The following is a 21,529-nucleotide window of genomic DNA, read 5'->3' as shown; positions in this document are numbered from 1 at the left end:
GGGGCTGGCATGTCACGAGTACTGACCCTGATCGCTCTGCTCATCAGCACTGCCGCGGCGGCTGATACGCGCTACACAGTCATTCTCGGCGGCAACAAGGCCGGTATACAAACATCGAGCGTCACACCGGACGGGGTCCGGGAAATCAACTTCGAGTTCAACGATCGCGGCCGTGGCCCGAAGCTGACGGCGCGGATCAAGGTGAACGACGCCGGCTTGCCCACGCAGTTGCAGACGAGCGGCAACGACTATCTCAAAGTCCCCGTGAAGGAAACCTTCACCCTCGAGCGAGGCGTAGCACGCTGGGAGAACGACGCCGAGAAAGGCGAGAAGCAGCTGAACGCCCCTGCCGTATTACCTCAGCCTGCAAACAACCCCGGAAGAGACCGCACTACTCGCGAACGCCCTGTTGCAAGCAAAAGGTCACACGCTGCCTCTGCTGCCCGAAGGGCAGGCGACGATCCGGCGCGCCGACGAGACGACAGTGCAGTCGGACCAAGGCTCACGCCGCGTGACCAGCTACGAGATCTCCGGCCTGGGCTTCGCGCCTGAGGTCGTCTGGTTGGAGCAGGACGGCAGCTTCTTCGCCACCGTCAGCAGCTGGTTCGTGACGATTCGGGAAGGCTGGGAGTCCAGCATTCCCAAACTGCAGGAACTGCAAAGCGCCCGTGCAAACATTCGCGCCAAGCAACAGGTCGGCGCTTTGACGCGACAGCCGGCCGCGTTCGCCATCGTGAATGCGAACCTGTTCGACTCGCAGACGGGCAAGTCGACCCCACGCAGCACCGTGCTGGTCGAAGGCAATCGCATCAGAGCCGTCGGCGCCGACGGAAAAGTAACCATCCCCGCCAGCGCGGAGCGAATCGACGCGCGGGGTGGGGCGTTGCTGCCGGGCTTGGCGGACATGCACGTGCATCTGGGAGAAGACGAAGGCATCCAGCATCTCGCCGCCGGTGTGACGCTGGTTCGGGACATGGCAGGTGACACTGACGCACTGCTCGCGCTGAAAGGGCCGTATCGAGGCAGGCGACGAGATCGGGCCGCGCATTTTCATGTCCGGCATCCTCGACGGCCCTGGCCCATTCGCCGGCCCCACCAAAGTGTTGGTCGACACCGAACAGGAAATTCGCGACGCCGTCGACAACTACGCAGAGCTGGGTTACCAGGGCGTAAAAATCTACAGCTCCATTCAACCCGAGCTGGTGCCCGCCATCATCAAGCGAGCGCACCAGAAAGGCCTGCGCGTCGGCGGGCACGTGCCTGCATTCATGACCGCGCGACAGTTCATCGAAGCGGGCGCCAATGAGATGCAGCACATCAATTTCGTGTTCCTGAATTTCTTCTTCGACGAGGTGAAAGACACTCGCACCCCGGCTCGCTTCACCACCGTCGCGGAGCGCGCCGCGAAGCTGGATTTCAACTCCAGCGAGGTGCGTGCATTCGTGCAGCTGCTGAAGGACAAGCAGGTAGTCGTCGATCCCACCGTGACCATCTTCTACTCCATGTTCACCGATCGACCCGGCGTTATCGGCTCTGCGTACGCGCCCATCGCGAGCAGGCTACCGCCACAGATTCGCAGAGAATTGCTCGCCGGCGGCTTGCCCATCCCGAAAGGCAGCGAACAGCAGTACCGCGACTCCGCCGACGCCATGCTGCGAATGGTGAAACTGCTTCACGACTCGGGGATCACGCTGGTGGCCGGCACCGACAACCTGCCGGGCTTCACCTTGCATCGTGAACTGGAAATGTATGTTCAGGCCGGAATCCCCGCGCCCGAGGTGCTGCGCATCGCGACGTTGAATGCGGCGAAAGTGCTGAAGCGCGACGCCGACCTGGGTTCGATCACGCCTGGAAAACTGGCGGATATGATTCTGGTGGAAGGCGATCCCGCACGACATATCGGCGATATCAGAAACACCGAGCTGGTGATCAAAGACGGCAAACTTTACGAGGTGCCGAAGCTATATCAAACCATCGGCGTGCTGCCTCGCTGACGGCTGGAACCGACCCTGTGGCCGACTCGTTTCTGTGGCATCTATTTATGGCCGCCGCAGAGGCAGGAGTGGGTCATGACCAGGATGAGAAACAATCTTTTAGTGGCAGCAACGATCGGTTTGATGGCGGTGGGTGGCTGCGCCACCACGGGCGGCAATCTGAGCAGCTCGGCGAATCGCCTCGAACGTAGTGCGTTCGCTCTGGAAGACGAAGCGCGCGATGACGGCGAGCGCTCGGGCTTCCGTCGTGACGCACGTGAGCTCGCCGAAGAGGCCCGCGAATTTCGTCGCGTTGTCGAGGACAGAGACTCGTCCGATGAAGACGTGCGAGATGCGTTCAACGATGTATCGCGGCGCTATCACGCCATGCGCGATGAAGTCGACCGTTCGGACAGCCGGGATGCTTCTGAGGACTTCCAGTCGGTGACGGAGGCCTACCTCGACATCGAACGTGAAATGCAGTCACGCGACGGCCGCCGCGACCGCGACCGTTACGCGCGCGACGAATAAACTGCCGTTGCCTTAACGGCTTTGTCGCAGCGACGGGCCGCCACTCTGTTCTGCTTCCGTCATTCGCCGTAAGCTTCGGCTACGAATGGATGGAGGCAGACATGAGTCGCGGCTCGTTGCGCAATCCCCGCTATTTGATCATCTGCTTGGCGCTCGCAGCCGGCGCGTTCGACGTCGCCCACGCCGACTCCATGCGCTGTGGCAAATGGGTCGTCAGCGAGTCCGTGACGCTGGATGAGCTGGTAAAAAAATGTGGCCAGCCCATCAGTCGCGATGTGACCAAGGACGAGATCTACCTCACCAACGCCAACGGCATGCGCGTGAAGACCGGGAATTTCACGGTCACGGAACGTTGGATCTATCAACCCACGTCCGGAAAGTTGCCGATGGCGGTCGTCATCCGCGACGGCAAAATCGTCAGTCTCACGCGGGCGAGTCGTTGAATCGCGCGTCGAGCAGCGCCTAAGGCGAGGGGTGCACAGCCGCCCTATCTCTCCGCTGCCGCCTTCTCCTCTTCCCTAGCGCCAGAGAGGATGCCAGGCAACGCGTAATTCCCCTCGTGGCACGCGTACTCGTAGATGTTTGCATCGACGGCCTGGAAAGGCAGCTCACCCTTGATAATGGCCGTGAACGTGGACGGATCCTCGATGGTGAACCGATACACGATATTGTCCTTCGCGACCCGAGTGAACCTCTCGGTGACCACCGCATTCTCCGACGACCCGCGGAAGCTCTGCTCCGGCCGAAAGTTGCGCGTCTCGACCACGAGCGTGTCGTCTTCCCAGCGCCCCACAGAATCCCCCATCCACTTGCGCACATTCCCCGGCACATGCCGATCATCGATACGAATGATGCGCGCATCGTGAACCATCTCGACAAGGATCATCACATACCCCGGCGACTGCACGATCTGGTAGTAGCTGTTGTACATGACCGGCAGCATCGGCGGCCCCGACGCCGAGCCGAACGACAACAAACATCGCTCGCCTAACGCCCGCCCCTCCGGTCCATCGTTGGAACGCCCGATCCTGGTCGCCGCTATTCGCCGTTGCCCGGCCTCTGTAAGCGGAGGCATGCGACCATTCAGCGGCTCGATGATCATGGAGGTTCGATACTCCCCATCGATGACCGCCACCTGCATGCCTCGATCCGTCCAGAACAAGTTGTAATTGCCCACCGGCGGCAACGAGCTCGCCGCTTCGATCTTCTTGTCGGGATCGCTGGGTCGCGCATCCGCCTCCACCGCGGCGATCGCCGCTCTGCTGATCGCTGCCGCCTCCGCATCTGTGAATGCTCGTCGCGTCCCCAATTCCACGGCGCGCTCCATCGGTGTCGCCGTGGCATTGGTCCACACGCCCTGCAGATCGGGCGCGCCATCCGCGAGTCGCGGCGGCTGATAACGTGCGCTTCCCTCGGGGTGCGCCGTCATCGAAATCACTGCCAGCAAAACGGCAATACCGCTCAGCAGTCCCTGATTCATCCCCACCTCGCCATTGTAGTGACTCGGAATGCGACGCGAGCTCGAAGTGTAACGACAGGTGAGCGCACCGCCCTTGCCAGCGACATACAAGATTTATCAAGACGCCGTTTAAGCGTGCGTTTTGACCCCGTTCGCGCGTGGACACTAAAGCATGCCCCATCGCACACTAGCTCGTCCCATTCACTTTGTCGGCCGACCAGTCAAACGGATGTCACATGAGTAACCTTCATCGTGCGGGGACCCTGCTTTCCTCGCTGTTGCTGAGCGCGCATGCGTTCGCCGCCGCCGATGTCGCGGACAATTTTCGCCTGACGGATCATCGCGGGGTGTCGCACGAGCTTCATTACTTTTCCGACATGAAGGCGGTGGTGCTGCTCGCTCAGGGCAACGGCTGCGAGGCGTCGCGGCAGGCCGCAACTGCTGTGCAGGCCTTGCAGAGCAAATATGAACCGCAAGGCGTGACCTTCCTCGCAATCAATTCGAATCTGAGCGACTCGTTGCAGACCATTGGCAAGGAAGCGAAGCAGGCAGGTATCAAGCTGCCCATCATGCTGGACACCACCCAGCTGGTCGGCGAGTCGCTGAATCTCACTCACAACGGCGAAGTTCTCGTGGTGAACACCAAGGGCTGGAAAATCGCTTATCGGGGCAGTCCCAGCGGAGTCGCCAGTGCGCTCGATGCTGTCATCGGTGGCAAGCTCTCACTTGCCAGCGCCACTGTGATGGGCTGTGCCATCAAGATGCCTGAACGTGAGAACCGCAGCGCGCACACGCAGATCTCGTACGAGAAACAAATCGCGCCGTTGCTGATGGACAAGTGCGTGGCCTGTCATCGCGAAGGCGGAATCGGCCCCTGGCAGATGAGCAACTACGACATGATTCGCGGCTTCTCACCGATGATTCGTGAAGTCGTACGCACGCAGCGCATGCCGCCGTGGCACGCCGATCCACACTACAACGTGTTCAGCAACGATCGAGGCTTGTCGCCGGAGCAGGCCAGAACGTTGGTGCATTGGATCGAGGCCGGCTCGCCGCGAGGCACGGGTGCGGATCCGCTGCTGACGCAGAAGAAAGATTGGCCGGAGTGGCCGCTGGGCAAACCCGACCTGATCGTGGAGCTGCCGCCATTCACGACGCCGGCGACCGGGACGATTCCTTATCAGAACATCAAGATCGACAATCCGCTCGATCGCGATGTTTGGGTGCGAGCGGTAGACTTTCTGCCCGGGCAGCGCGCGGTGCTTCATCACATCATCGCGTCGGCGGGCGGGGAGACTCGCGGCAACATCAGCTTGAACAATTACGTACCGGGCGCGGAGCCGCTGCAGGTGCCGAAGGACAATGGCATCCTGCTGCCAGCCAAGACCAAGCTGCATTTCCAGGTGCACTACACGCCGAACGGGCGGGTGCTGACGGATGTGACGCGGATGGGGTTGTACTTCATGAAGGAGGCGCCCAAGTACAACTTCAGGAGCATGGTGTTCTTCAATACCAAGCTGAAGATTCCGCCGAACACCAAGGTTCACGTGGAGACGGCCGAACGCAAGTTCGATCAGGACGCAGTCATCTACAGCCTGCATCCACATGCGCACTTTCGAGGCAAGTCCTCGAGCTTCGTGGCTCACTATCCGGATGGTCGCGAGCAGATGCTGATCAATATCCCGGTCTATGACTTCAACTGGCAGTCCACCTATGACCTCGCCCAACCTCTGACGGTGCCCGCCGGCACGCGCATCGTGTACACCCAGGTGTTCGATAACTCCGTTCAGAACAAAGCCAACCCGGACCCGAATCGGGAGGTTACGTGGGGTGAGCAGACTTGGGAGGAGATGGTCTTCGGCGTGATCCGCTATCGGAACGTCAAAGAGGACAAAGCGCCATCCAAGTCATCCGAGCCGTCGCAGACTGAGTTGTTCAGCGCTGGGACTTGAATTCGGGTCGCTGGTGTCTGACGCTGCCGGGAGGACCTCGGGGCCCGACCAGCGCTGCGCGGTTCTTTGATCGCGTGACCCGGAGGGCTGGGGTAAAGTTCGGTTCCGACCGCACCGTCAGCTCTGTTCACTTCCCATGCCAAAGATGCTTCATTTTGTGTTCCAGACCATCGTCATCGCCCTGTGCGCGGCGATGGCAGCGCCAGCGTTTTCGGGCGAAATCGTCACGCGAGAGTTCAAGTCACCTGCACTGGGCCGGAGCTGGGCTTACGAGGTGTATCTTCCCACGGGGTACGAGACGTCGAGACTGAGTTATCCCGTGCTGTATCTCCTTCACGGCAACAACGGCACGCGACGGCATTGGGTAGAGCAAGGGAATATCCAAAGCACGGCGGACGCTTTGATCGAGAGCGGCGAGATCCCGGCGGCGGTAATCGTGATGCCGGATGCGGGAGTGACGTGGTTCGTGGATCGGAAGGAGAAAATGGAGACGGCGGTGATTCGGGATCTCATCCCGGATGTCGAAAGTCACTGGCGGGTGTTGAAGTCGCGGGAAGGTCGGCTGATCGGCGGGCTCTCGATGGGCGGTTACGGTTCGCTGCGTTTCGCGATGAAGTATCCGGAGATGTTCGCTGCGGCGGCGCTGTTGTCGCCGGCGATCTACGATCCGCTGCCGCCGGCGACGTCGAGTGCGCGCTCGGTGGGTACGTTCGGAACGCCGCAGTTCGACGAGCAGGTGTGGAAGGACATGAACTATCCAGCACTGTGGCAAGCGTATCTGGCGAAGCAGACGCCGGTGCCCATGTACATCAACTCCGGCGACGACGATGAGTTCATGATCGAAGTCGAGGCCACCAAGCTGTACTCGCTGCTTCGAGCCAACAAGCAGCCCGCCGAGCTGCGTATCGTCGATGGCGCCCACGCGTGGTCCGTGTGGGCCAGCACCGTGGGCGACGCCATGAAGTATATATTCCGCTACTCGGCGAAGCCCTCATCCGCCGAGTAACGGATAGGCCTCACGCGCGAGCCAGACCGCTCTGGTGCCGGGCGTAGATGAAATACACCGCGATGCCGATCGCGTTCCAGATCAGGAACGTATAGATCGTCACTCGAGGCAGGCTGGAGAACAGATACGCGCAACCGATGATCGCGCCCAGCGCCACTAGCGTCGCCGCCGGGGTGCGGAACGGGCGCGGTGCGTTGGGCGCTTTGTTTCTCAGCACGAGCATGCAGATCGCGACAGCGATGAACGCGACCAGCGTGCCCGCGTTGGCGACCTCGGCGATTCGCTGCAGCGGCAGAAAGCCTGCAATGATGGCGACGATCACGCCAGTGACCATCGTCATCAACACCGGCGTTCCGGAGCTTTCGCTCACCGCGCTCAGTCGTTCGGGTAACAGCCCGTCACGCGCCATCACGAAGAAGATTCGCGACTGGCCATACATGAACGCCATGATCACAGTCGGCAGCGCTACCACCGCGGCAATGCCGATCCACCGGGCGGCGCCGGGGTGCTCGAGTCCACGTAACACCATGGCAAGCGGCTCGGAGCTGGCGGCCAGCACATCCGTGCGAGTGCTGCCGATAGCGGCGGCGGCCACGACCATGTAGATGAGCGTGCAGGCGACCATGGAGCCGACGATGCCGATTTTCAGATCGCGACCGGGATTCTTCGCTTCTTCGGCGGCAGTGGACACCGCATCGAAACCATAGAACGCGAAAAAGATCAGCGCGGCTGCGCCCATCATGCCGTACTTGGCGTCGCCGATTTCCTTGGCGCCGAAGCCATGAGGCGCGAACGGTTCGAAGTTGTTCGCATCGAAGGCCGGAATGGCCAGTGCGATGAAAGTGGCGAGTGCCGCCAACTTCACGAACACGAGGATCATGTTCACCGTCGCGCTTTCGCGCGAGCCCAGGGCGAGCAATGCGGCGACCGCCAGCGCAATCACGATGGCGGGCACATTGATCACGCCGCCCGCGGCCGGGCCGGCGAGCAGCGCTTCTGGGAAGTCCACCCCGACCGAACGGAGGAAGCCGCCGGCATAGCCAGACCAGCCGACGGCGACGACGCTGCACACGACGGTGTACTCGAGAATCAACGTCCAGCCCACGAACCAGGCGGGCAACTCACCGAGCGCCACATAGCTATACGTGTAGGCGCTGCCAGCCATCGGCATCATAGTCGACATCTCTGTGTACGCCAGCGCGGCGCACGCGCACACCAGGCCCGCCACGACGAACGAGAGGATCACGGCAGGTCCGGCCAGCCCCGCGCCCACGCCGATCAAAGTGTAAATGCCAGTGCCAACGATGCCTCCGATCCCCAGACACATCAGATGCGGCCAGCCCAACGTAGGCCGCAGCGCGCTGTGCGACTGCCGGGCGCTGACCGACTCGAGACTCTTGCGGCGATTCCAGAAAGCCATAACGCTCCCCATTGTTCGTGTGCCGCTATTGTACGGCCGTGGCTTTGCCCGCGCGCTATGATGCAGCCACCATGTCGCATCCAACGCTACACGACCTTCCCAATCCATTGCTGGTGATGGCGCTGCCGCTCGAGAGCCAGGGCATATTCGAGCGCGCCAACATTCCAGTGTTGTATACCGGCGTTGGCAAAGTGAACGCGGCTTACGCGTTGACGCGTCGGCTCGCCGCCTATGCGCATGCAGGCGCGCCCATGCCGCAGGTGATCAACTTCGGCACCGTGGGCAGTCGAGTGCATGCGACCGGCACGGTGCTGGAATGTCATGCCTTCGTGCAGCGGGACATGGATGTCAGCGGCCTCGGTTTCGCCCTCGGCGTCACGCCGCTGGAAGATGAGATTCCCGCGCGGCTGGAGTTCCCGCCGATGTTCGAACATTTGCCGCGCGGTGTGTGCGGCAGCGGCGATTCGTTCGTGATCGTGCAAGGCGCAGTCGAATGCGATGTGGTCGACATGGAAGGTTATGCCTTGGCCAAAGTATGCTGGTTCGAGCGCGCTCCATTCACCGCCGTGAAGTATGTGACCGACGGCGCCGATCACGCGGCCGGCGACGACTGGCGCACCAACACCAAACTGGCCGCCGAGCATTTTCTCGGCGTGTACGAGCGTTTCTTGCGAAAGACCTGAGCGCCGCTCAGGGCGAGGGCGTGGCCGGAATCTGTTTTGCTTTGGGCCGGAACGCCAGCAGCACGTTGCCCGGCATCTGACCGAACAAGCCATAGCCCGAGCTGACGAACAACATGCCGTTGGCCGCGACGATGGTCGCGTTGTCGATCGCGCCGCCGCTTGCGGGCACGCCGTTGAAAGTGTCGAAAGCGCGAGCGGTGTCGAATTTGAACAGCAGCTCGCCGGTCTTTGCATCGAATGCGTGGACGAAGCCATCGAGGCTGCCGCTCACAACTGCACCGTCGATCACGGTGGGCGCGCCGGAGAAACCGATGTTCGTTGCGCAGGCCTTCACGAGCTCGGCGCGCTTGCCGCTGCAATCCGGCTTTGCTGTATACGACCACTCCACCGCGCCCGTGTCGACACGCACCGCATGCAATCCAGGTTTTTGCGAGCCCGCCTTGGTGGCGGAGGCGTAGGGGCGATTGATGGGCGCGAACACGCGCGTGCCGTCATAAGCGATGCCCCAATGAATGCCGCCGAGCGGTGAACCCTCGCCGAAGTCCTGCCGCCACACCAGTTTGCCGTCGCGATCCGGGTCGAGCGCCCAGAGGGTGCCTGACTTCTGCCCGGCGAGGAGCACATCGGAACCGTCGGCGCGTTGCGCGATGATCACCGAAGCGCCGAAATCGACATCACGATGCACGGAGTTTTTCGGGCAGTTCAGGCCGTCCCGATTGCGGACGCAGCCGGTGAGAAAGATATCGTTCTCGGTGGCTTGGAACGACCAGCGAATGCGGCCGTCCTTCAGATCGATGGCGAGAATCGCATCGGTGGTCGGCGCTGCAGGTTCGGAAGTCGCCTCACCGGTGCCGACGTAAAGGACGCCGCGCTTCGCATCGATCGCGGGCGAAGTCCAGATCGGCGCGCCTGAAGGGCCGAAGATCATCTTGCCGTCGCCGCGATCGCGCACGGGCCTGGCTTCTTCCATGGTGTGCGCGGTCCAGATCGGCTTGCCGGTCATGGCGTCGAGCGCCGTCACCGCGCCGTGCGTGCGACAACACTCGTGATCGTCGTTGCCGCCGAGGGAAATCTCATATTGAGAGATCGGCACGTACACGCGATCGCCGTGAAGCGCAGGTGTCCCGGTGGTGAGTGACAGCGGGTACAGGCCCACGTGCTGAATCCACAGCGCCTGGCCGGTGGTCGCGTCCAGCATATGAACCTTGGATGCGATGTCGCTGAACACCACGACTTTGCGACCGTTCGGCAACTCCCCGAACGCCGCGCCGGTCCGCAGCGGTGTTGCGTGCCAGTAAACCCATTGCACGCAGGGCTGGGCGGAGATGTCGATGGCGAACAGCCGCTGCGCATCGGCCACCGGCAGAAACAAAGTCGTGCCGACGATGGCCGGTTGCGAACGCATTTGCGTCGCCTTCGGAAAGCCCATGGCCCACGCGAGCTCGAGAGTGCGCATGTCGGCGGTGCGCAGCCCGCTCTGCGCGGCGCTCAGCCGGCGATGATTCTTCGGGTCGAAGCCAAATCCCATGACCGTTGCCGGGTCATCCAGCTTCGGGATGCGACGCTCCGGCGCGCACATCGCGTGGCCGAGCCATTCATCGGAGGTGGCTTCGCGGCCCACCAGAAAATCGATCACTGCCGCCTTCTGAGTGGCGCTCAGCATCGACGCCTGGGCTTTCATTTTGCCTTCATTCAAGGCATACAGAATGGTCTGGTAACGCATGGCCTTGAGCGTGTCCAACGACGGTGCGCGCGTGGCCTCGGGCTGGTTGTGACAAGCGGCGCAGCTGCGTTCGTAGACGGCCTGGCCGGGATGAGGCGCCTCCATGGCGGCCTGCGCCCCGGATAGCGCCACCGCTGCCAGCAATCCCCAGGCTCTCCGTGCGACAGCGCGATGCGCAGCTTTGGCGTGCATTGTTCATCCCCCTTGCTGCCGATATTTAAGTCAAGAGAGGTCCGCGCCGCCACCTAAGAATTGTGAGATCGAGGAGCGGGCATGGCTCCTGCATGTAGCTGGCGAAACAGAACGCTTGCGCACGCGCATGACGTCGGGAGGAAACATAATGACGAGCAGACTGACCGCTGCTTTCTGGGTATTGCTTTGCCTGGCCGCAGGCGCGGGCGCCGCCGAGCGTCCTGCCGAGATTTCCCTCATTCCGTGGCCCGCCAGCGTGACTGCGCAGGGCGGCTCGTTCACCCTCGAAGCGCAGACTCAGATCGTCTGGGAAGGCGGCGAGCCGGCGCGGACGACGGCGCACTATTTTGGTGAATTATTGGAGCGCACGCGCGGCGTACGCCCCGTGATCGTGCCCGGAACCGTCAAGGACGCGCCCAAGCGCTCGGTGGTCTTTGCACTAGGCGGCAGCAGCGCGGACCCCGAAGCGTATCAAATCGATGTGACGTCCAGGCTGGCGCTGGTCTCAGCCGCGGATGCCCGTGGCCTATTCAACGGCGCGGTCACGTTGTGGCAGCTGGCGAGCGTGCACTCGTATGTCGCGCCGGAAGTACGCATCCCGGCAGTTCGCATCGATGACGCACCCCGCCTGCGTTGGCGCGGGCTGCTGCTGGACTCGGCGCGCCAGTATCAGACGGTCGAGTTCATCAAGCGCTACATCGATGTCATGGCGCTTCACAAGCTCAACGTCCTGCACTGGCATCTGGTCGACGATCAGGCCTGGCGCCTGCAGGTGCCGAAATATCCCAAGCTGACCCGCGGCCTGAGCTCATACTCCGAGGCGGACGTGCGCGAGGTGGTGATGCACGCGGCCACTCGCAATGTGATGGTCGTCCCGGGGCTGGAGATGCCGGGACATGCCAAAGCCGCGGTCACGGCGTATCCCTTGTTGCGAGCCGCCGATGCGCCAGGCGGCGCGAGCAGCCTGTATAACATCGAAGAGGAAACGTTCGCTTTCTTCGACGCCGTGTTCGCGCAGGTGGCCGCATTGTTTCCGGCCCCCTACATTCACATCGGCGCGGACGACGTTCCCAAAGACCCGTGGCGGCAGTCGAACAGCGTGCAAGCCCGCATGCGTGAGCTGGGCATCGTCAACGAAGCGGGCGTGCAACGTTACTTCTTCGAGCGCATCGGTCAGCTCACGCAGAAGCACGGCCGGCGCATCGTCGGGTGGGACAGCATATTCGGCGGCGGCGTGCCGGACTCGACGATCATGACCGCGCACGGTCTCGACGGCGCGTTGGGCGCGGTGGCCTCGGGGCACGACGTGATCGTTTCTTCGGCGAGCCTGCTGAGTTTCGATCGTCCGCAGGCGGCGCCGAATCAGTACGCGAAGGCCGGCGATTTTCTCAGCCTCGCCGAGGTGTATCGCTTCGATCCCGCGCCCGCGGCGTTGTCGGCGCAGGATCGCAGCCGCTTGATCGGCGTTCACGCCAACGTCTGGACGCGCACGGATGGCAACGAGCAGGAGATCGAGTCGCTGACTTTTCCGCGCGCCGCTGCTCTGGCCGAGATCGGCTGGACGCCACCCTCCGAGCAGCGCTGGGCGGATTTCCAGCAGCGCCTGGTGACCATGATGGGCCGTTATTCGCGGCTCGGCGTCCGCTTCAGCGACGCGGCGTTTCGCGCGATGGCGATCAAGCGCGGCGAGTCGGGCGATCGCGTTTCGATCGAGCTCGCCAAGCAGGCGCCGTTGGGAGAAATCCGCTACACCGTGAACGGCGCCGAGCCGACCGGCCGATCCACCGTGTATATGGACGTGCTCGAAGTGCCGAAGACAACGGTGATCAAAGCCGCCGTCTTTCACAACGGCGAGCCATTGTCCCGGACCACCTCGATCGACGTTCGCAGCGACTTCGAAGCGGGCCCGATGTAGCGGCGGGCCGGGCGCTCAGCCGGGCTCGCTCTCCTGGTCAGCAGCGGCGACGGACACTGCGGTGTCCGGCGCTACGTCGGTGTTGTACATCACCCGATATAGCTTCCAATCGCCATTGCGATTGCGCCAGACGTGCATGTACTTGCCTTCCTCGACGTCCGAGCCGCGCCGTACGTCGCGAACCTTGTAGTGCCCTTGCTCGATGGCGATATCGTTTCTCACCAGGCTCATGTCGGACTCGGTGTTGAAGGACACCACCGGCGTCATCTGATCCTTCAGAAACGCTTCGATGCCCTCGCGGCCGGCCACGGCCGGGCCCCGCTCGGGCAGGATCTGTGCGTCGTCATCGAACAGATTCACGCACTTGTCCAGATCGTCGGCGTTGAAGCACTGCTCGAACGATTGGACCACCGCCTTGGGCAATCTGTCGTTGCCGTTGCTACCGCAGCCTCCTAGCGTGACGCCGAGCAATGCTCCCAGCGTCAGCATCGTCCTTGAGTAACCAGCCACAGTGTTCATGATCGTTCCCCCCGTGACTCCATGAGATGACGCGAAGCTCGCGTACCTGCGAGTGAGTCGTCAGCTCGCGCCACCCGCAAGCAAAAGAGTATTCCCCGCTGGGCAGCGCAGTCACCACGGATATCCGAGAGCCGCGCTGTTACACAACTGAAAAGATCATCTGCGCTACATCGGTGTCGAGTGGCCCGGCGAGTGAGCGCGGCGATCATTTGGTATGCTCACCGCGAAATGGCTGTGTGAATCCTCCTGCGCATGGAGGACTCGCATCCGGGATGAATCGACATCTGGATGACTCGAACCTGGCAGGAGGCGCGATATGTCTTTGTATGGGCTTCTGGTTTTTTGCGCGGTCTATTGTCTTGCCGTGGCTTCGCCGGGCCCGGGTGTCGCCGCGGTCATCGCACGATCGCTGGCGAACGGTACGCGTGGCGCGCCGGCGTTCATCGCGGGCTTTCTGGTCGGCGATCTCATCTGGTTTGCATTTGCAGCGACCGGGCTCGCCGCCCTGGCGCAGAGTGCGCAGGCCGTGTTCGTCGTGGTGAAGTACGCGGGCGCAGCATACTTGCTGTTTCTGGCCTACAAGCTGTGGACCGCGCCGGCCGTAGCGGCCGATCAGGCGCCCGATCTGGATCGCGGTCAGAAGCCGTTCCAGCTGTTCCTTGGCAGCCTGGCGCTGACGCTCGCCAATCCCAAGACCATGGTGTTTTTCCTGGCGCTGTTGCCCACGGTCGTGTCCTTGGAGCAACTGACGTTGCTGGGCTTTGTCGAAATGGTCGTGGCCATCTCGATTCTGTTGCCGCTGACGCTTGGCGCGTACGTCTTGCTCGCCGCCCGCGCTCGGCAGGTGTTCAAGAGCGCCACGGCGGTACGCAGAATCAATCGCGGCACAGGCGCCGCGATGGCCTGCGCAGCCGTCGCAGTGGCGACCCGTTAGAGCTCCAGTTAGAAGCTGTACGTCAGACGCCCATAAACAAAACGTCCGGAGCGGCCGAACGCCGAGTAGTTGGAGAACGACTGCGTGCCGGTGAGATTGTTCGCCGGCGGCAGCGGATCCGGATACTCGTCGGTGACATTGTCGGCGCCGATCGCCACCTTGATGTGGTCGGTGACTGACAGGCGCGCTTCGACGTCGACCAAAGTAGTGGGCGACAGCACCACGTCCAGAGCCGGATTCGGATCGGGCGACAACACTTCGCCATAGCGCGTCGCGCGCAGCGTGGCGCCCCAGCCACCGAGCGTCCAGTTGATGGCTGCCGCGTATTTATCTTCCGGCGTGCCTTCCTCGTAGCTCAATACGTTGAAGCGGTTGAACAGCACCGGCGGGGTCGGCAGCGCCGACAGCTGGGGCGTTGTCGGTACTCTGGTGACATCCGTGGAGTTGTAGTTTGCCGTCAAGGTGAAGTCGAAGCGACCCAGCGCGTCGGTGGTAAGCGGGTAGGTCAGCACCACGTCCACGCCTTCGGTTTCGGTGTCCACGCCGTTGATGAAAAAGCGGCCGCCGCCGATGCCGATGAAGCCGAGGCTGGTCAGATAGTTGATGACATCGCCGGAGGTGAGGTTTTCCGACAGCACGATGCGGTCGTCGATGTCGATCCGATACGCGTCGATGGTGAGCGTGAGATCGCCGATCCGGGCCACCGCGCCCAGCGAATAGTTCAACGATTCTTCGGCGTCGAGCGGCTGCGCGCCCAGAGCGATGGCGGCCGGATCGTTCACCGGAAAGGTGGCGATATCGAACGGGATGCCGCCGATGAAGTTGGTCGAGGTGGTCGAGAAGTACTGCTGTTGCAACGACGGCGCTTTGAAGCCGTTTTGTACCGACGCGCGCAAGGCGAATTGTTCGGTGAAGTCATAACGCAGCGAGAGCTTGCCGGCGAGATTCTCGCCGAAGTCCGAATAGCTCTCGCCACGCAACGCCACCGATGCGAGCAACTGTTGCGTCAGATTGGCTTCCAGGTCGATGTACGCGCCGACAGCGGTGCGGTCTTCGTCGACTTCGTTCTCGGGACGGAACCCCGGGAAGACCTGCGCGCCCGACTGTGTTGGCGAGCCGTCCGGCAGGCGCACGCCGCCATTGCGATACGAGTCGGGCTCGCCTGCGTCGATGCCGAATGTTTCTCGACGCGCTTCCACGCCGATGGCGATGTTGAGCGGTGAGGCCAGGCCGACATCCACGGTGCGCACGCCGGAAACGTTCAGGGTCAACTGGTCGTAGTCGAAGCCGCCGGAGTCGAAGGTCGTTTTGCTGGCCGGGCCAAGCGAGCGGTTCAGCGTATTGCGGATCCGATAATCCATCTCGTTGCGGCCGTAGCTCAGCGAAGAATCCATGTTCCATTCGCCCAGGCGCCAGGTCGCGCCGAATGCGGCCGACAGGTCGATCACTTCCGGCGCGATCAACGGCAGGAAGCCGTCCGGATAGATTTCGATGGTGTTGCGAACGTCGCTGGCGATGCGATAGAAGCCCGCCGACAGCGCGTCGCGATCCTGATAGCTCGCCCAGCCATACACGGTCGCGCCGCTGGCCACTTCGTATTCGGCGTTGACGAACAGCGTCTTCTGCTCCATCTCCGGCTCGCCGTACCAGGAATTGAAACGATCGAAAGTGAGCTCGCGCGGATCATATTGGCCGTTCACCAGCGGATACTGCTGGCGGGTATCGTAGCCGCCGCGCTCGGTATGCTCCTGATCTTTGTATTCGGCCGCGATCACCACCGAGCCGGTGGAGCCAATGGGCAGGCCCTTCCAGGCCGACACGGTCAATGTTTCGCCGTCGCTCAGATCACGACTGAGTCGCGACGGCGCGGACCACGTGGGATTGGGCGCCGGAATCGGCCGAACCAGCACGTCGTAGCTGGTTTCACGCCAGCCGTAGGTGACCCCGGCGTCACCGCCGTCCGCATCGGTCTTGAGTCGCAGGTTGATGACGCCGGCGATGGCGTCCGAGCCGTACTGCGCCGAGGCGCCGTCGCGTAATACTTCCACGGATTGAATGATGGCATTCGGGATGGTGTTCAAATCGACCGCCGTGGAGCCGCGGCCGATGCTGTTGTTGATGTTGACCAGGGCCGCCTGATGGCGACGTTTGCCATTCACCAGCACCAGCGTCTGATCGGGAGCGAGGCCGCGCAACGTGGCCGGCCGCACGGTGTCGGTGCCGTCGGCCAGGCCCGGCCGCGGAAAGTTGAAGGACGGCACGGTCACCGACAGCGCCTGACTCACTTCGGTGACACCCAGGTTCTCCAACTGTTCGCCGCTGACCACATCGACCGGCACCGCGGTGTCCAGGGCCGAGCGGTTCGCGACGCGAGTGCCGGTGACGATGATCCGTTCCATGTCGGCGGCGTTCTGGCTGCCCTGCTGATTGGCTTCCTGGGCCGGCGCGGTGCTGGCAAGCAACACCGATAACACCGACAGCGAGGCGCGGGAAAAGGTGTGAGAACCGTTGTTGTTGTCCATAACTCACTCCCAAGCGGTGGGCCTGACAAGGGATGTAAACCGCTTCTGATCAAATAGCAACGCCGATGTTGCTTTGCGCAGTGCGCCCTGTGTGTGCACAAATATTTTCGAGCGCAGGGAACGAACCGGCCCGCTCGTGCATTGGGGTCTGTCGCGTATAAATCTTGCAAACGCGTTTCTAACAATATCGGCGGCCATATATGCGGATGTTCGTGACTGGCGCTACCGGATTCATCGGAGCGCACTTCGTCGAGCGTGCCTTGGCGGAGGGGCATGAAGTGCTCGGCCTGTATCGCAGCAACGGACCGAAGCATAGCGACGAGATTTCGCGTTTGAGCGCGCGCGGCGCGCGATTACAGCGCGGTGACATTCTGAAGCCTGAAACATTCGCCGGCGCGATGACTGGCGTGGATTGCGTTTGTCACTTCGCCGCCGCGTTCCGCGAGTCGGGCGCCGACGAGGCATACTTCGAGCGCATGAATGTTCAGGGGACCACCCACGTGGTCGAGGCCGCAGTTGCCGCTGGCGTCAAACGCTTCGTTCACTGTGGCACTGCTGGCATCTACGGTCAGCGCGTGCCGGGCACAATCGACGAGCAAACACCCATCCGACCCTGGAACAGCTACGAGCGCAGCAAGCTTGCGGCCGACGAACGCGTGCGGAAGATCGCCGGTGACGCCGGCATGGAATACGTCATCCTGCGACCCACGGCGGTGTACGGTCCGCGCGACGAGCGCTTGCTGAAACTGTTTCGCTCGGTGGCCAAGGGGCGCTTCCCGTTGTTCGGTCGTGGCGAGGGCCGTCGCCACATGATCTATGTCACCGATCTGGCCGATGCTTTCCTGCGTGCATGCACGGCGCCGCTGGCGGCCAATCGTGAGTTGATCGTCGCGGGACCGAAGGCGGTGCCGCTGCGGGAAATGTTAGAAACCATCGCGCAGGTCGCGAATCGCTCCGCGTTCGGGCCGAGTCTGCCGCTGGGGCCGATGCTGGCGCTGGCCGCGGTGGTCGAGGACACGTGCAAGATGCTGAAGATCAAACCGCCGATTTATCGTCGGCGCATGGATTTTTATTTGAACGACGCAGCGTTCGATTCCAGGCAGGCGCAGGCGCTGCTGGGTTGGCAGCCCAAGGTCGATCTCGCCGAGGGGTTTGCCGCAACGCTGGGCGCGTTGCGGCAGGAAAGAAACCCCGCCACGCTGGCGCAGGCCTGTGTGGCGATTTCGTTGATTGCGCTCTTTCCGAGCGATTACTAGCCTCGAGCGATTATTCGCTGGGCAGCAGCGACTGGTACACCAGGTTCGCGAACTTCTCGCGGAAGTCGGTGCCATTCGGCATGAGCTGAATCATCAACACCACCACCAGACCCGAGGTGGGATCGACGCGATAGCTGGTGCCGTAGGCGCCGCCCCAGCCGAAGCTGCCCGGCGCTTCCAAACCGACCGCGCCGAATTCTTCCACCACTTCGAAGCCGAAGCCAAAGCCCATTCGTGGCTTGTAGATATCGCCAACTTGATCCGTGGTCATGAGAGCGACACTGCGCGGTGACAGGATGCGCGCGTTGCCCAGCGCGCCGCCATTGCGAATGGCTTCAAGAAAACGTGCGTAATCGCGCGCGGTCGATAGCAGGCCCGCGCCGCCCGCGAAGTTCTTGCGTGGGCCATCCACATAGTCACCCTGGCCTTTCGCGTCGTCAGCGGCGCGTGCGATCTTGCCGTTCGCGCCTGTGTAGTAAACAGCTGCGAGCCGGCGCCGCTGTTCTTTGGGCAGGAAGAAGTGCGTGTCTCGCATGCCCAGCGGCTGTGTGATGTGAGTACGGAAATATTCATCCAACGGCATGCCCGAGGCACGCTCGACCACGCAGCCGAGGATATCGGTGTTATAGCCATACACGAATTCGGCGCCGGGTTGCGCGACGAACGGCAACGATGCGAGTCGCGCCATGGTCGTGCAGGTCGCTTCGTTTTTATCGGCGGTGTACCAGCCCATGCCGGCCTTGGGGCCGAGATTTTTTTCCGCATACAGCGATGCGATCTCGGGTTGCGTGCCGTAGGAGATGCCGGCCGAATGTGTCAGCAAGTCGCGCAACGTGATGGCGCGCGTGGCAGGCACGGCTGCGCCTTTGTCCTTGTCGTACACCGTGGTCTTGGCGAACTCGGGGATGTACTTGCTCACCGGATCGGTGACCACCAGCTTGCCTTGCTCCTGCAACTGCAGGACGGCCGCGCTGGTGAGCGCCTTGGTCTGCGAGGCGATCCGAAAGATGGTGTCCGTGGTCATGCGCGTGCCGGCTTCCTTGTCAGCCCAGCCTTCGGCGTGCTCGTACACGGGCTGGCCGTTCTGCAGGATCAAAGCGACGGCGCCTGCGATCAGGTTGTCGTCGACATACTGCTTCATCAGCGCGTCGATGCGGGCCAGTCGCTCTTTGGAAATGCTGGTGGCGGCGGAGATTTGCGCGCCGGCGCCGTTCGAGGCAGTCCAGCTTTCGGGCTGCTGCGGTCTATCGGCGAGGCTTGCAGTGCTGAGCAGGGCCAGCAAGGTGGCGCTCAGCAACCTGGTCGTCAGTGGGGGCGTGCGCATTGAGAGTCCTTTTGTGGCGTCCCGAAGATGAACGGACCCGGGATTCTACTGACCATGCGCAAAAAAAGAGCCACCGCCGCGAGCCCCGCGACGATGGCTTCCGGGAAAGCAAGTTGGGTCAGTGACGACCGGAGTTCGAGTTCGAGATCGATCCCGGATTCACCAGCGCGCGAGGCGCCGTGCTCGGGGCATAAGACAGCCTGGGCTGCATCGCCGTGCTGACGAGATTGCCGGTGGCGGCACTGGGATTCGGAGCGTCGATCAGCGCCACGGCCAGCAAGGTGGTCGTCACCGCGACCGCCGACCATGCCGCCGCTGCTCTCGTCGATCGCCTGTCTTTGGGCATCTGCAATGAATCCTGTCGGTGGGAGAGCGACTGCTCCTTAGCGACGATATTCGGCAATGTGCCTGTCGTCGGATGCAGTCGATTTGATTGGGCTGTTATTGACAGTGCTCGCGCGTGACCGTCATAAACGCGGTCCCGTGCGGGCGTTCAGCTAATGCTCGCGCGTCAGCATGCGGTCAGCTTCCGGTCAGCCAGACGTCAACCGGCTGCCGTATAGGTAGTGAATCGAGATTCCGTGGGGATCGAGTGGAGGTCGGTGTGAGTTCAGTGATCACGCGTCGGACGGTGCTCAAGAGCGGCGTTGCCGCGGGCGTTGGTCTTGCAATGGGCGGCATGGTCGAAGCCGCGGACACGCCTGCGAAGTCGGGCGGCTCCGCCCTCATCACCAGAGCGATCCCGTCCACGGGCGAGAAGTTGCCGGTGGTCGGCCTCGGCACCAATCAGTACAGCGTCACTTCCGATGAAGACATCGCTGCGCGGCGCGAGGTCCTGCAGGGCTTTCCCAAGCTCGGCGCCAAAGTGATCGACACCGCGCGCAGCTACGGCGAGTCCGAAGTGGTCATTGGCAAGCTGCTCAAGGAGCTGGGCAATCGCGATCAGATTTTCCTCGCGACCAAGACCCCGATTCGCGGCGCGCCCGCGTCGGGCGACGGCGAGCTCGAGCTGGCGTTGCAGCGTCTGCAGACCGACCGCCTCGATCTGTTGCAGATTCATAACTTCAACGCCATCGACACGCTGTTCCCGAAACTGCTGCAATGGAAGCAGGCCAAGAAGGTGCGTTACGTCGGCATCACTACGTCCACCGACGATCAGTATCCGCAGATGCTGGAGGCGATGAACAGCCTCGAGCTCGATTTCATCCAGGTCGATTATTCCATCGACAACCGCGGCGCCGAGGAGAAGATTTTGCCGCTCGCGCAACAGAAGGGCATGGCGGTGCTGGTCAATGTGCCGCTCGGCGGCCGGCGCGGCAATGTGCTGTCGAAGGTGAAGGACAAGCCGCTGCCGGCCTGGGCGGCCGACTACGATGTGACCAGCTGGGCGCAGCTCTTTTTGAAATACAACATCTCGCACCCGGCGGTGACGGCGGTGATTCCAGGAACCACCAAGATCACGCACTTGAAAGACAATCAGCTGGCCGGCCGCGGCCGCCTGCCGGATGCCGCCGGTCGCAAGCGCATCGAGGCGTTGTGGGCGAGCCTCTGACCGACGCCGCGCATCAGGAAATTACTGCAGATGGGGCTGCAGCCATTGGAGCAGCCCTCGCAGGTCCATCGCTCCCGATTGGCGGGCAATCTCTTGTCCTTGTTTGAATGCGATCAGGGTCGGGATGCCCCGTATCCCGAAGCGCGCCGACAGCGACGGCTCATCGTCGGAATTCACTTTGGCGAAACGCGCCTTGGTCTGCAGTCGCCGCGTGGCCTCCTCGAAATGCGGAGCCATCATTCGGCAGGGGCCACACCAGGGCGCCCAGAAATCTACGATCAGTGGCAGATCGCCGCGGGTGAGGTGTTTATCGAATGCCGCCGTGGTCAGCTCGATCGGATGCCCTTCGAACAATGCGTGATGACATTTCGGACACTTGGGCCCCTGGTCCAGGCGGTCCGCGGGAATCCGTACCACGGAATTGCAATGTCCGCAGACCAGATGCAGGCCGTTGGCGGCGGCGGTCGATGAGCTCATGAAACGCGGCTTCCTGGCGTCAGTGATAAGACCCCGTCATGGGGTCGATGGAAATCGCATACAAGCCCACGCGGCCGGCGCGATTTCGAGC

Annotated in this window: 20 protein-coding genes; 11 read left to right on the top strand and 9 right to left on the bottom strand. The window is 62.5% G+C overall.

Annotated features, from left to right (window positions below; all coding sequences use genetic code 11):
- Positions 1–9: 9 nt before the first annotated feature.
- Positions 10–552, top strand: coding sequence for a hypothetical protein (locus JM946_RS21100; RefSeq protein WP_203169354.1), 543 nt, complete (start codon positions 10–12; stop codon positions 550–552).
- Here the strand turns inward: JM946_RS21100 and JM946_RS30050 are convergent.
- Entirely contained in the window at positions 503–1,054 is a 552-nt protein-coding gene (locus tag JM946_RS30050; RefSeq protein ID WP_218043038.1) for a hypothetical protein, read from the bottom strand. The genes JM946_RS21100 and JM946_RS30050 overlap by 50 nt on opposite strands.
- Here JM946_RS30050 and JM946_RS21095 point away from each other — a divergent pair.
- The 3 genes from JM946_RS21095 (at position 1,053) to JM946_RS21085 (ending at position 2,947) form a co-directional block, all read left to right on the top strand.
- Complete coding sequence (locus tag JM946_RS21095) at positions 1,053–1,994, top strand: amidohydrolase family protein (protein WP_203169353.1); 942 nt, start codon at positions 1,053–1,055, stop codon at positions 1,992–1,994. The two genes, JM946_RS30050 and JM946_RS21095, sit on opposite strands and share 2 nt — an antisense overlap.
- A 75-nt stretch (positions 1,995–2,069) precedes the next feature.
- Positions 2,070–2,504 carry a hypothetical protein gene (locus tag JM946_RS21090; protein WP_203169352.1) on the top strand — a complete coding sequence of 145 codons (435 nt, stop codon included), beginning with the start codon at positions 2,070–2,072 and terminating at the stop codon, positions 2,502–2,504.
- 101 nt (positions 2,505–2,605) lie between these two features.
- A complete protein-coding gene (locus JM946_RS21085) occupies positions 2,606–2,947 on the top strand; it encodes a DUF2845 domain-containing protein (protein ID WP_203169351.1) in 342 nt (113 codons plus the stop codon).
- A gap of 44 nt (positions 2,948–2,991) precedes the next feature.
- Here JM946_RS21085 and JM946_RS21080 read toward each other — a convergent pair whose 3' ends face one another.
- Positions 2,992–3,984, bottom strand: coding sequence for a hypothetical protein (locus JM946_RS21080; RefSeq protein ID WP_203169350.1), 993 nt, complete (start codon positions 3,982–3,984; stop codon positions 2,992–2,994).
- A gap of 215 nt (positions 3,985–4,199) precedes the next feature.
- Here JM946_RS21080 and JM946_RS21075 point away from each other — a divergent pair, with 215 nt between their 5' ends.
- The gene (locus tag JM946_RS21075) at positions 4,200–5,915 is read left to right on the top strand and encodes a redoxin domain-containing protein (RefSeq protein WP_203169349.1); all 1,716 of its coding nucleotides are present in this window, start codon (positions 4,200–4,202) and stop codon (positions 5,913–5,915) included.
- A gap of 145 nt (positions 5,916–6,060) precedes the next feature.
- Positions 6,061–6,921 carry an alpha/beta hydrolase gene (locus tag JM946_RS21070; RefSeq protein ID WP_203169348.1) on the top strand — a complete coding sequence of 287 codons (861 nt, stop codon included), beginning with the start codon at positions 6,061–6,063 and terminating at the stop codon, positions 6,919–6,921.
- A 10-nt stretch (positions 6,922–6,931) separates the two neighbouring features.
- On the opposite strand, the gene JM946_RS21065 is transcribed toward JM946_RS21070, so the two are convergent.
- Positions 6,932–8,341, bottom strand: coding sequence for an amino acid permease (locus JM946_RS21065; protein ID WP_203169347.1), 1,410 nt, complete (start codon positions 8,339–8,341; stop codon positions 6,932–6,934).
- Between the two features lie 38 nt (positions 8,342–8,379).
- Here JM946_RS21065 and JM946_RS21060 point away from each other — a divergent pair, with 38 nt between their 5' ends.
- The gene (locus tag JM946_RS21060; RefSeq protein ID WP_218043037.1) at positions 8,380–9,024 is read left to right on the top strand and encodes a phosphorylase family protein; all 645 of its coding nucleotides are present in this window, start codon (positions 8,380–8,382) and stop codon (positions 9,022–9,024) included.
- Between the two features lie 7 nt (positions 9,025–9,031).
- On the opposite strand, the gene JM946_RS21055 is transcribed toward JM946_RS21060, so the two are convergent.
- Positions 9,032–10,939 carry an outer membrane protein assembly factor BamB family protein gene (locus JM946_RS21055; RefSeq protein WP_203169345.1) on the bottom strand — a complete coding sequence of 636 codons (1,908 nt, stop codon included), beginning with the start codon at positions 10,937–10,939 and terminating at the stop codon, positions 9,032–9,034.
- Between the two features lie 148 nt (positions 10,940–11,087).
- Between JM946_RS21055 and JM946_RS21050 the strand changes: the two genes are divergently transcribed.
- Complete coding sequence (locus JM946_RS21050) at positions 11,088–12,854, top strand: beta-N-acetylhexosaminidase (protein ID WP_203169344.1); 1,767 nt, start codon at positions 11,088–11,090, stop codon at positions 12,852–12,854.
- A gap of 15 nt (positions 12,855–12,869) precedes the next feature.
- On the opposite strand, the gene JM946_RS21045 is transcribed toward JM946_RS21050, so the two are convergent.
- Positions 12,870–13,373, bottom strand: a complete 504-nt coding sequence (locus JM946_RS21045) for a YybH family protein (protein ID WP_203169343.1) — start codon at positions 13,371–13,373, stop codon at positions 12,870–12,872.
- A gap of 316 nt (positions 13,374–13,689) precedes the next feature.
- Between JM946_RS21045 and JM946_RS21040 the strand changes: the two genes are divergently transcribed.
- Positions 13,690–14,307, top strand: coding sequence for a LysE family translocator (locus tag JM946_RS21040; protein ID WP_203169342.1), 618 nt, complete (start codon positions 13,690–13,692; stop codon positions 14,305–14,307).
- A gap of 8 nt (positions 14,308–14,315) precedes the next feature.
- Here the strand turns inward: JM946_RS21040 and JM946_RS21035 are convergent, their stop codons facing one another.
- Positions 14,316–16,829: a TonB-dependent receptor plug domain-containing protein gene (locus JM946_RS21035; protein WP_203169341.1), complete on the bottom strand. Its 2,514-nt coding sequence runs from the start codon at positions 16,827–16,829 to the stop codon at positions 14,316–14,318.
- Between the two features lie 200 nt (positions 16,830–17,029).
- Between JM946_RS21035 and JM946_RS21030 the strand changes: the two genes are divergently transcribed.
- Positions 17,030–18,085, top strand: coding sequence for an NAD-dependent epimerase/dehydratase family protein (locus JM946_RS21030; protein ID WP_203169340.1), 1,056 nt, complete (start codon positions 17,030–17,032; stop codon positions 18,083–18,085).
- 10 nt (positions 18,086–18,095) lie between these two features.
- Here the strand turns inward: JM946_RS21030 and JM946_RS21025 are convergent, their stop codons facing one another.
- Entirely contained in the window at positions 18,096–19,409 is a 1,314-nt protein-coding gene (locus JM946_RS21025) for a serine hydrolase domain-containing protein (protein WP_203169339.1), read from the bottom strand.
- A gap of 118 nt (positions 19,410–19,527) precedes the next feature.
- Positions 19,528–19,755, bottom strand: coding sequence for a hypothetical protein (locus JM946_RS21020; protein ID WP_203169338.1), 228 nt, complete (start codon positions 19,753–19,755; stop codon positions 19,528–19,530).
- 258 nt (positions 19,756–20,013) lie between these two features.
- On the opposite strand from JM946_RS21020, the gene JM946_RS21015 reads away from it, so the two are divergent.
- Positions 20,014–20,961: an aldo/keto reductase gene (locus JM946_RS21015; RefSeq protein ID WP_203169337.1), complete on the top strand. Its 948-nt coding sequence runs from the start codon at positions 20,014–20,016 to the stop codon at positions 20,959–20,961.
- 21 nt (positions 20,962–20,982) lie between these two features.
- On the opposite strand, the gene trxC is transcribed toward JM946_RS21015, so the two are convergent.
- Positions 20,983–21,438, bottom strand: coding sequence for a thioredoxin TrxC (gene trxC / locus JM946_RS21010; RefSeq protein WP_203169336.1), 456 nt, complete (start codon positions 21,436–21,438; stop codon positions 20,983–20,985).
- Between the last annotated feature and the right edge of the window lie 91 nt (positions 21,439–21,529).

The sequence above is a fragment of the Steroidobacter gossypii genome, assembly GCF_016801985.1.
Classification (GTDB): Bacteria; Pseudomonadota; Gammaproteobacteria; order Steroidobacterales; family Steroidobacteraceae; genus Steroidobacter; species Steroidobacter gossypii.
The sequence above is the reverse complement of the archived record's forward strand: the minus strand, read 5'-3'. Positions and strand labels throughout refer to the sequence as shown.

Bases quoted from the DNA above. Each gene is read 5' to 3' on its own strand.
- JM946_RS21100 (WP_203169354.1), top strand. From the start codon at position 10: ATGTCACGAGTACTGACCCTGATCGCTCTGCTCATCAGCACTGCCGCG.
- JM946_RS21045 (WP_203169343.1), bottom strand. From the start codon at position 13,373: ATGAACACTGTGGCTGGTTACTCAAGGACGATGCTGACGCTGGGAGCA.
- JM946_RS21065 (WP_203169347.1), bottom strand. From the start codon at position 8,341: ATGGCTTTCTGGAATCGCCGCAAGAGTCTCGAGTCGGTCAGCGCCCGG.
- JM946_RS21055 (WP_203169345.1), bottom strand. From the start codon at position 10,939: ATGCACGCCAAAGCTGCGCATCGCGCTGTCGCACGGAGAGCCTGGGGA.
- JM946_RS21025 (WP_203169339.1), bottom strand. From the start codon at position 19,409: ATGCGCACGCCCCCACTGACGACCAGGTTGCTGAGCGCCACCTTGCTG.
- JM946_RS21035 (WP_203169341.1), bottom strand. From the start codon at position 16,829: ATGGACAACAACAACGGTTCTCACACCTTTTCCCGCGCCTCGCTGTCG.
- JM946_RS21040 (WP_203169342.1), top strand. From the start codon at position 13,690: ATGTCTTTGTATGGGCTTCTGGTTTTTTGCGCGGTCTATTGTCTTGCC.
- JM946_RS21020 (WP_203169338.1), bottom strand. From the start codon at position 19,755: ATGCCCAAAGACAGGCGATCGACGAGAGCAGCGGCGGCATGGTCGGCG.
- JM946_RS21090 (WP_203169352.1), top strand. From the start codon at position 2,070: ATGACCAGGATGAGAAACAATCTTTTAGTGGCAGCAACGATCGGTTTG.
- trxC (WP_203169336.1), bottom strand. From the start codon at position 21,438: ATGAGCTCATCGACCGCCGCCGCCAACGGCCTGCATCTGGTCTGCGGA.
- JM946_RS21075 (WP_203169349.1), top strand. From the start codon at position 4,200: ATGAGTAACCTTCATCGTGCGGGGACCCTGCTTTCCTCGCTGTTGCTG.
- JM946_RS21030 (WP_203169340.1), top strand. From the start codon at position 17,030: ATGCGGATGTTCGTGACTGGCGCTACCGGATTCATCGGAGCGCACTTC.
- JM946_RS21095 (WP_203169353.1), top strand. From the start codon at position 1,053: ATGTCCGGCATCCTCGACGGCCCTGGCCCATTCGCCGGCCCCACCAAA.
- JM946_RS21050 (WP_203169344.1), top strand. From the start codon at position 11,088: ATGACGAGCAGACTGACCGCTGCTTTCTGGGTATTGCTTTGCCTGGCC.
- JM946_RS21070 (WP_203169348.1), top strand. From the start codon at position 6,061: ATGCTTCATTTTGTGTTCCAGACCATCGTCATCGCCCTGTGCGCGGCG.
- JM946_RS21080 (WP_203169350.1), bottom strand. From the start codon at position 3,984: ATGAATCAGGGACTGCTGAGCGGTATTGCCGTTTTGCTGGCAGTGATT.
- JM946_RS30050 (WP_218043038.1), bottom strand. From the start codon at position 1,054: ATGAAAATGCGCGGCCCGATCTCGTCGCCTGCCTCGATACGGCCCTTT.
- JM946_RS21085 (WP_203169351.1), top strand. From the start codon at position 2,606: ATGAGTCGCGGCTCGTTGCGCAATCCCCGCTATTTGATCATCTGCTTG.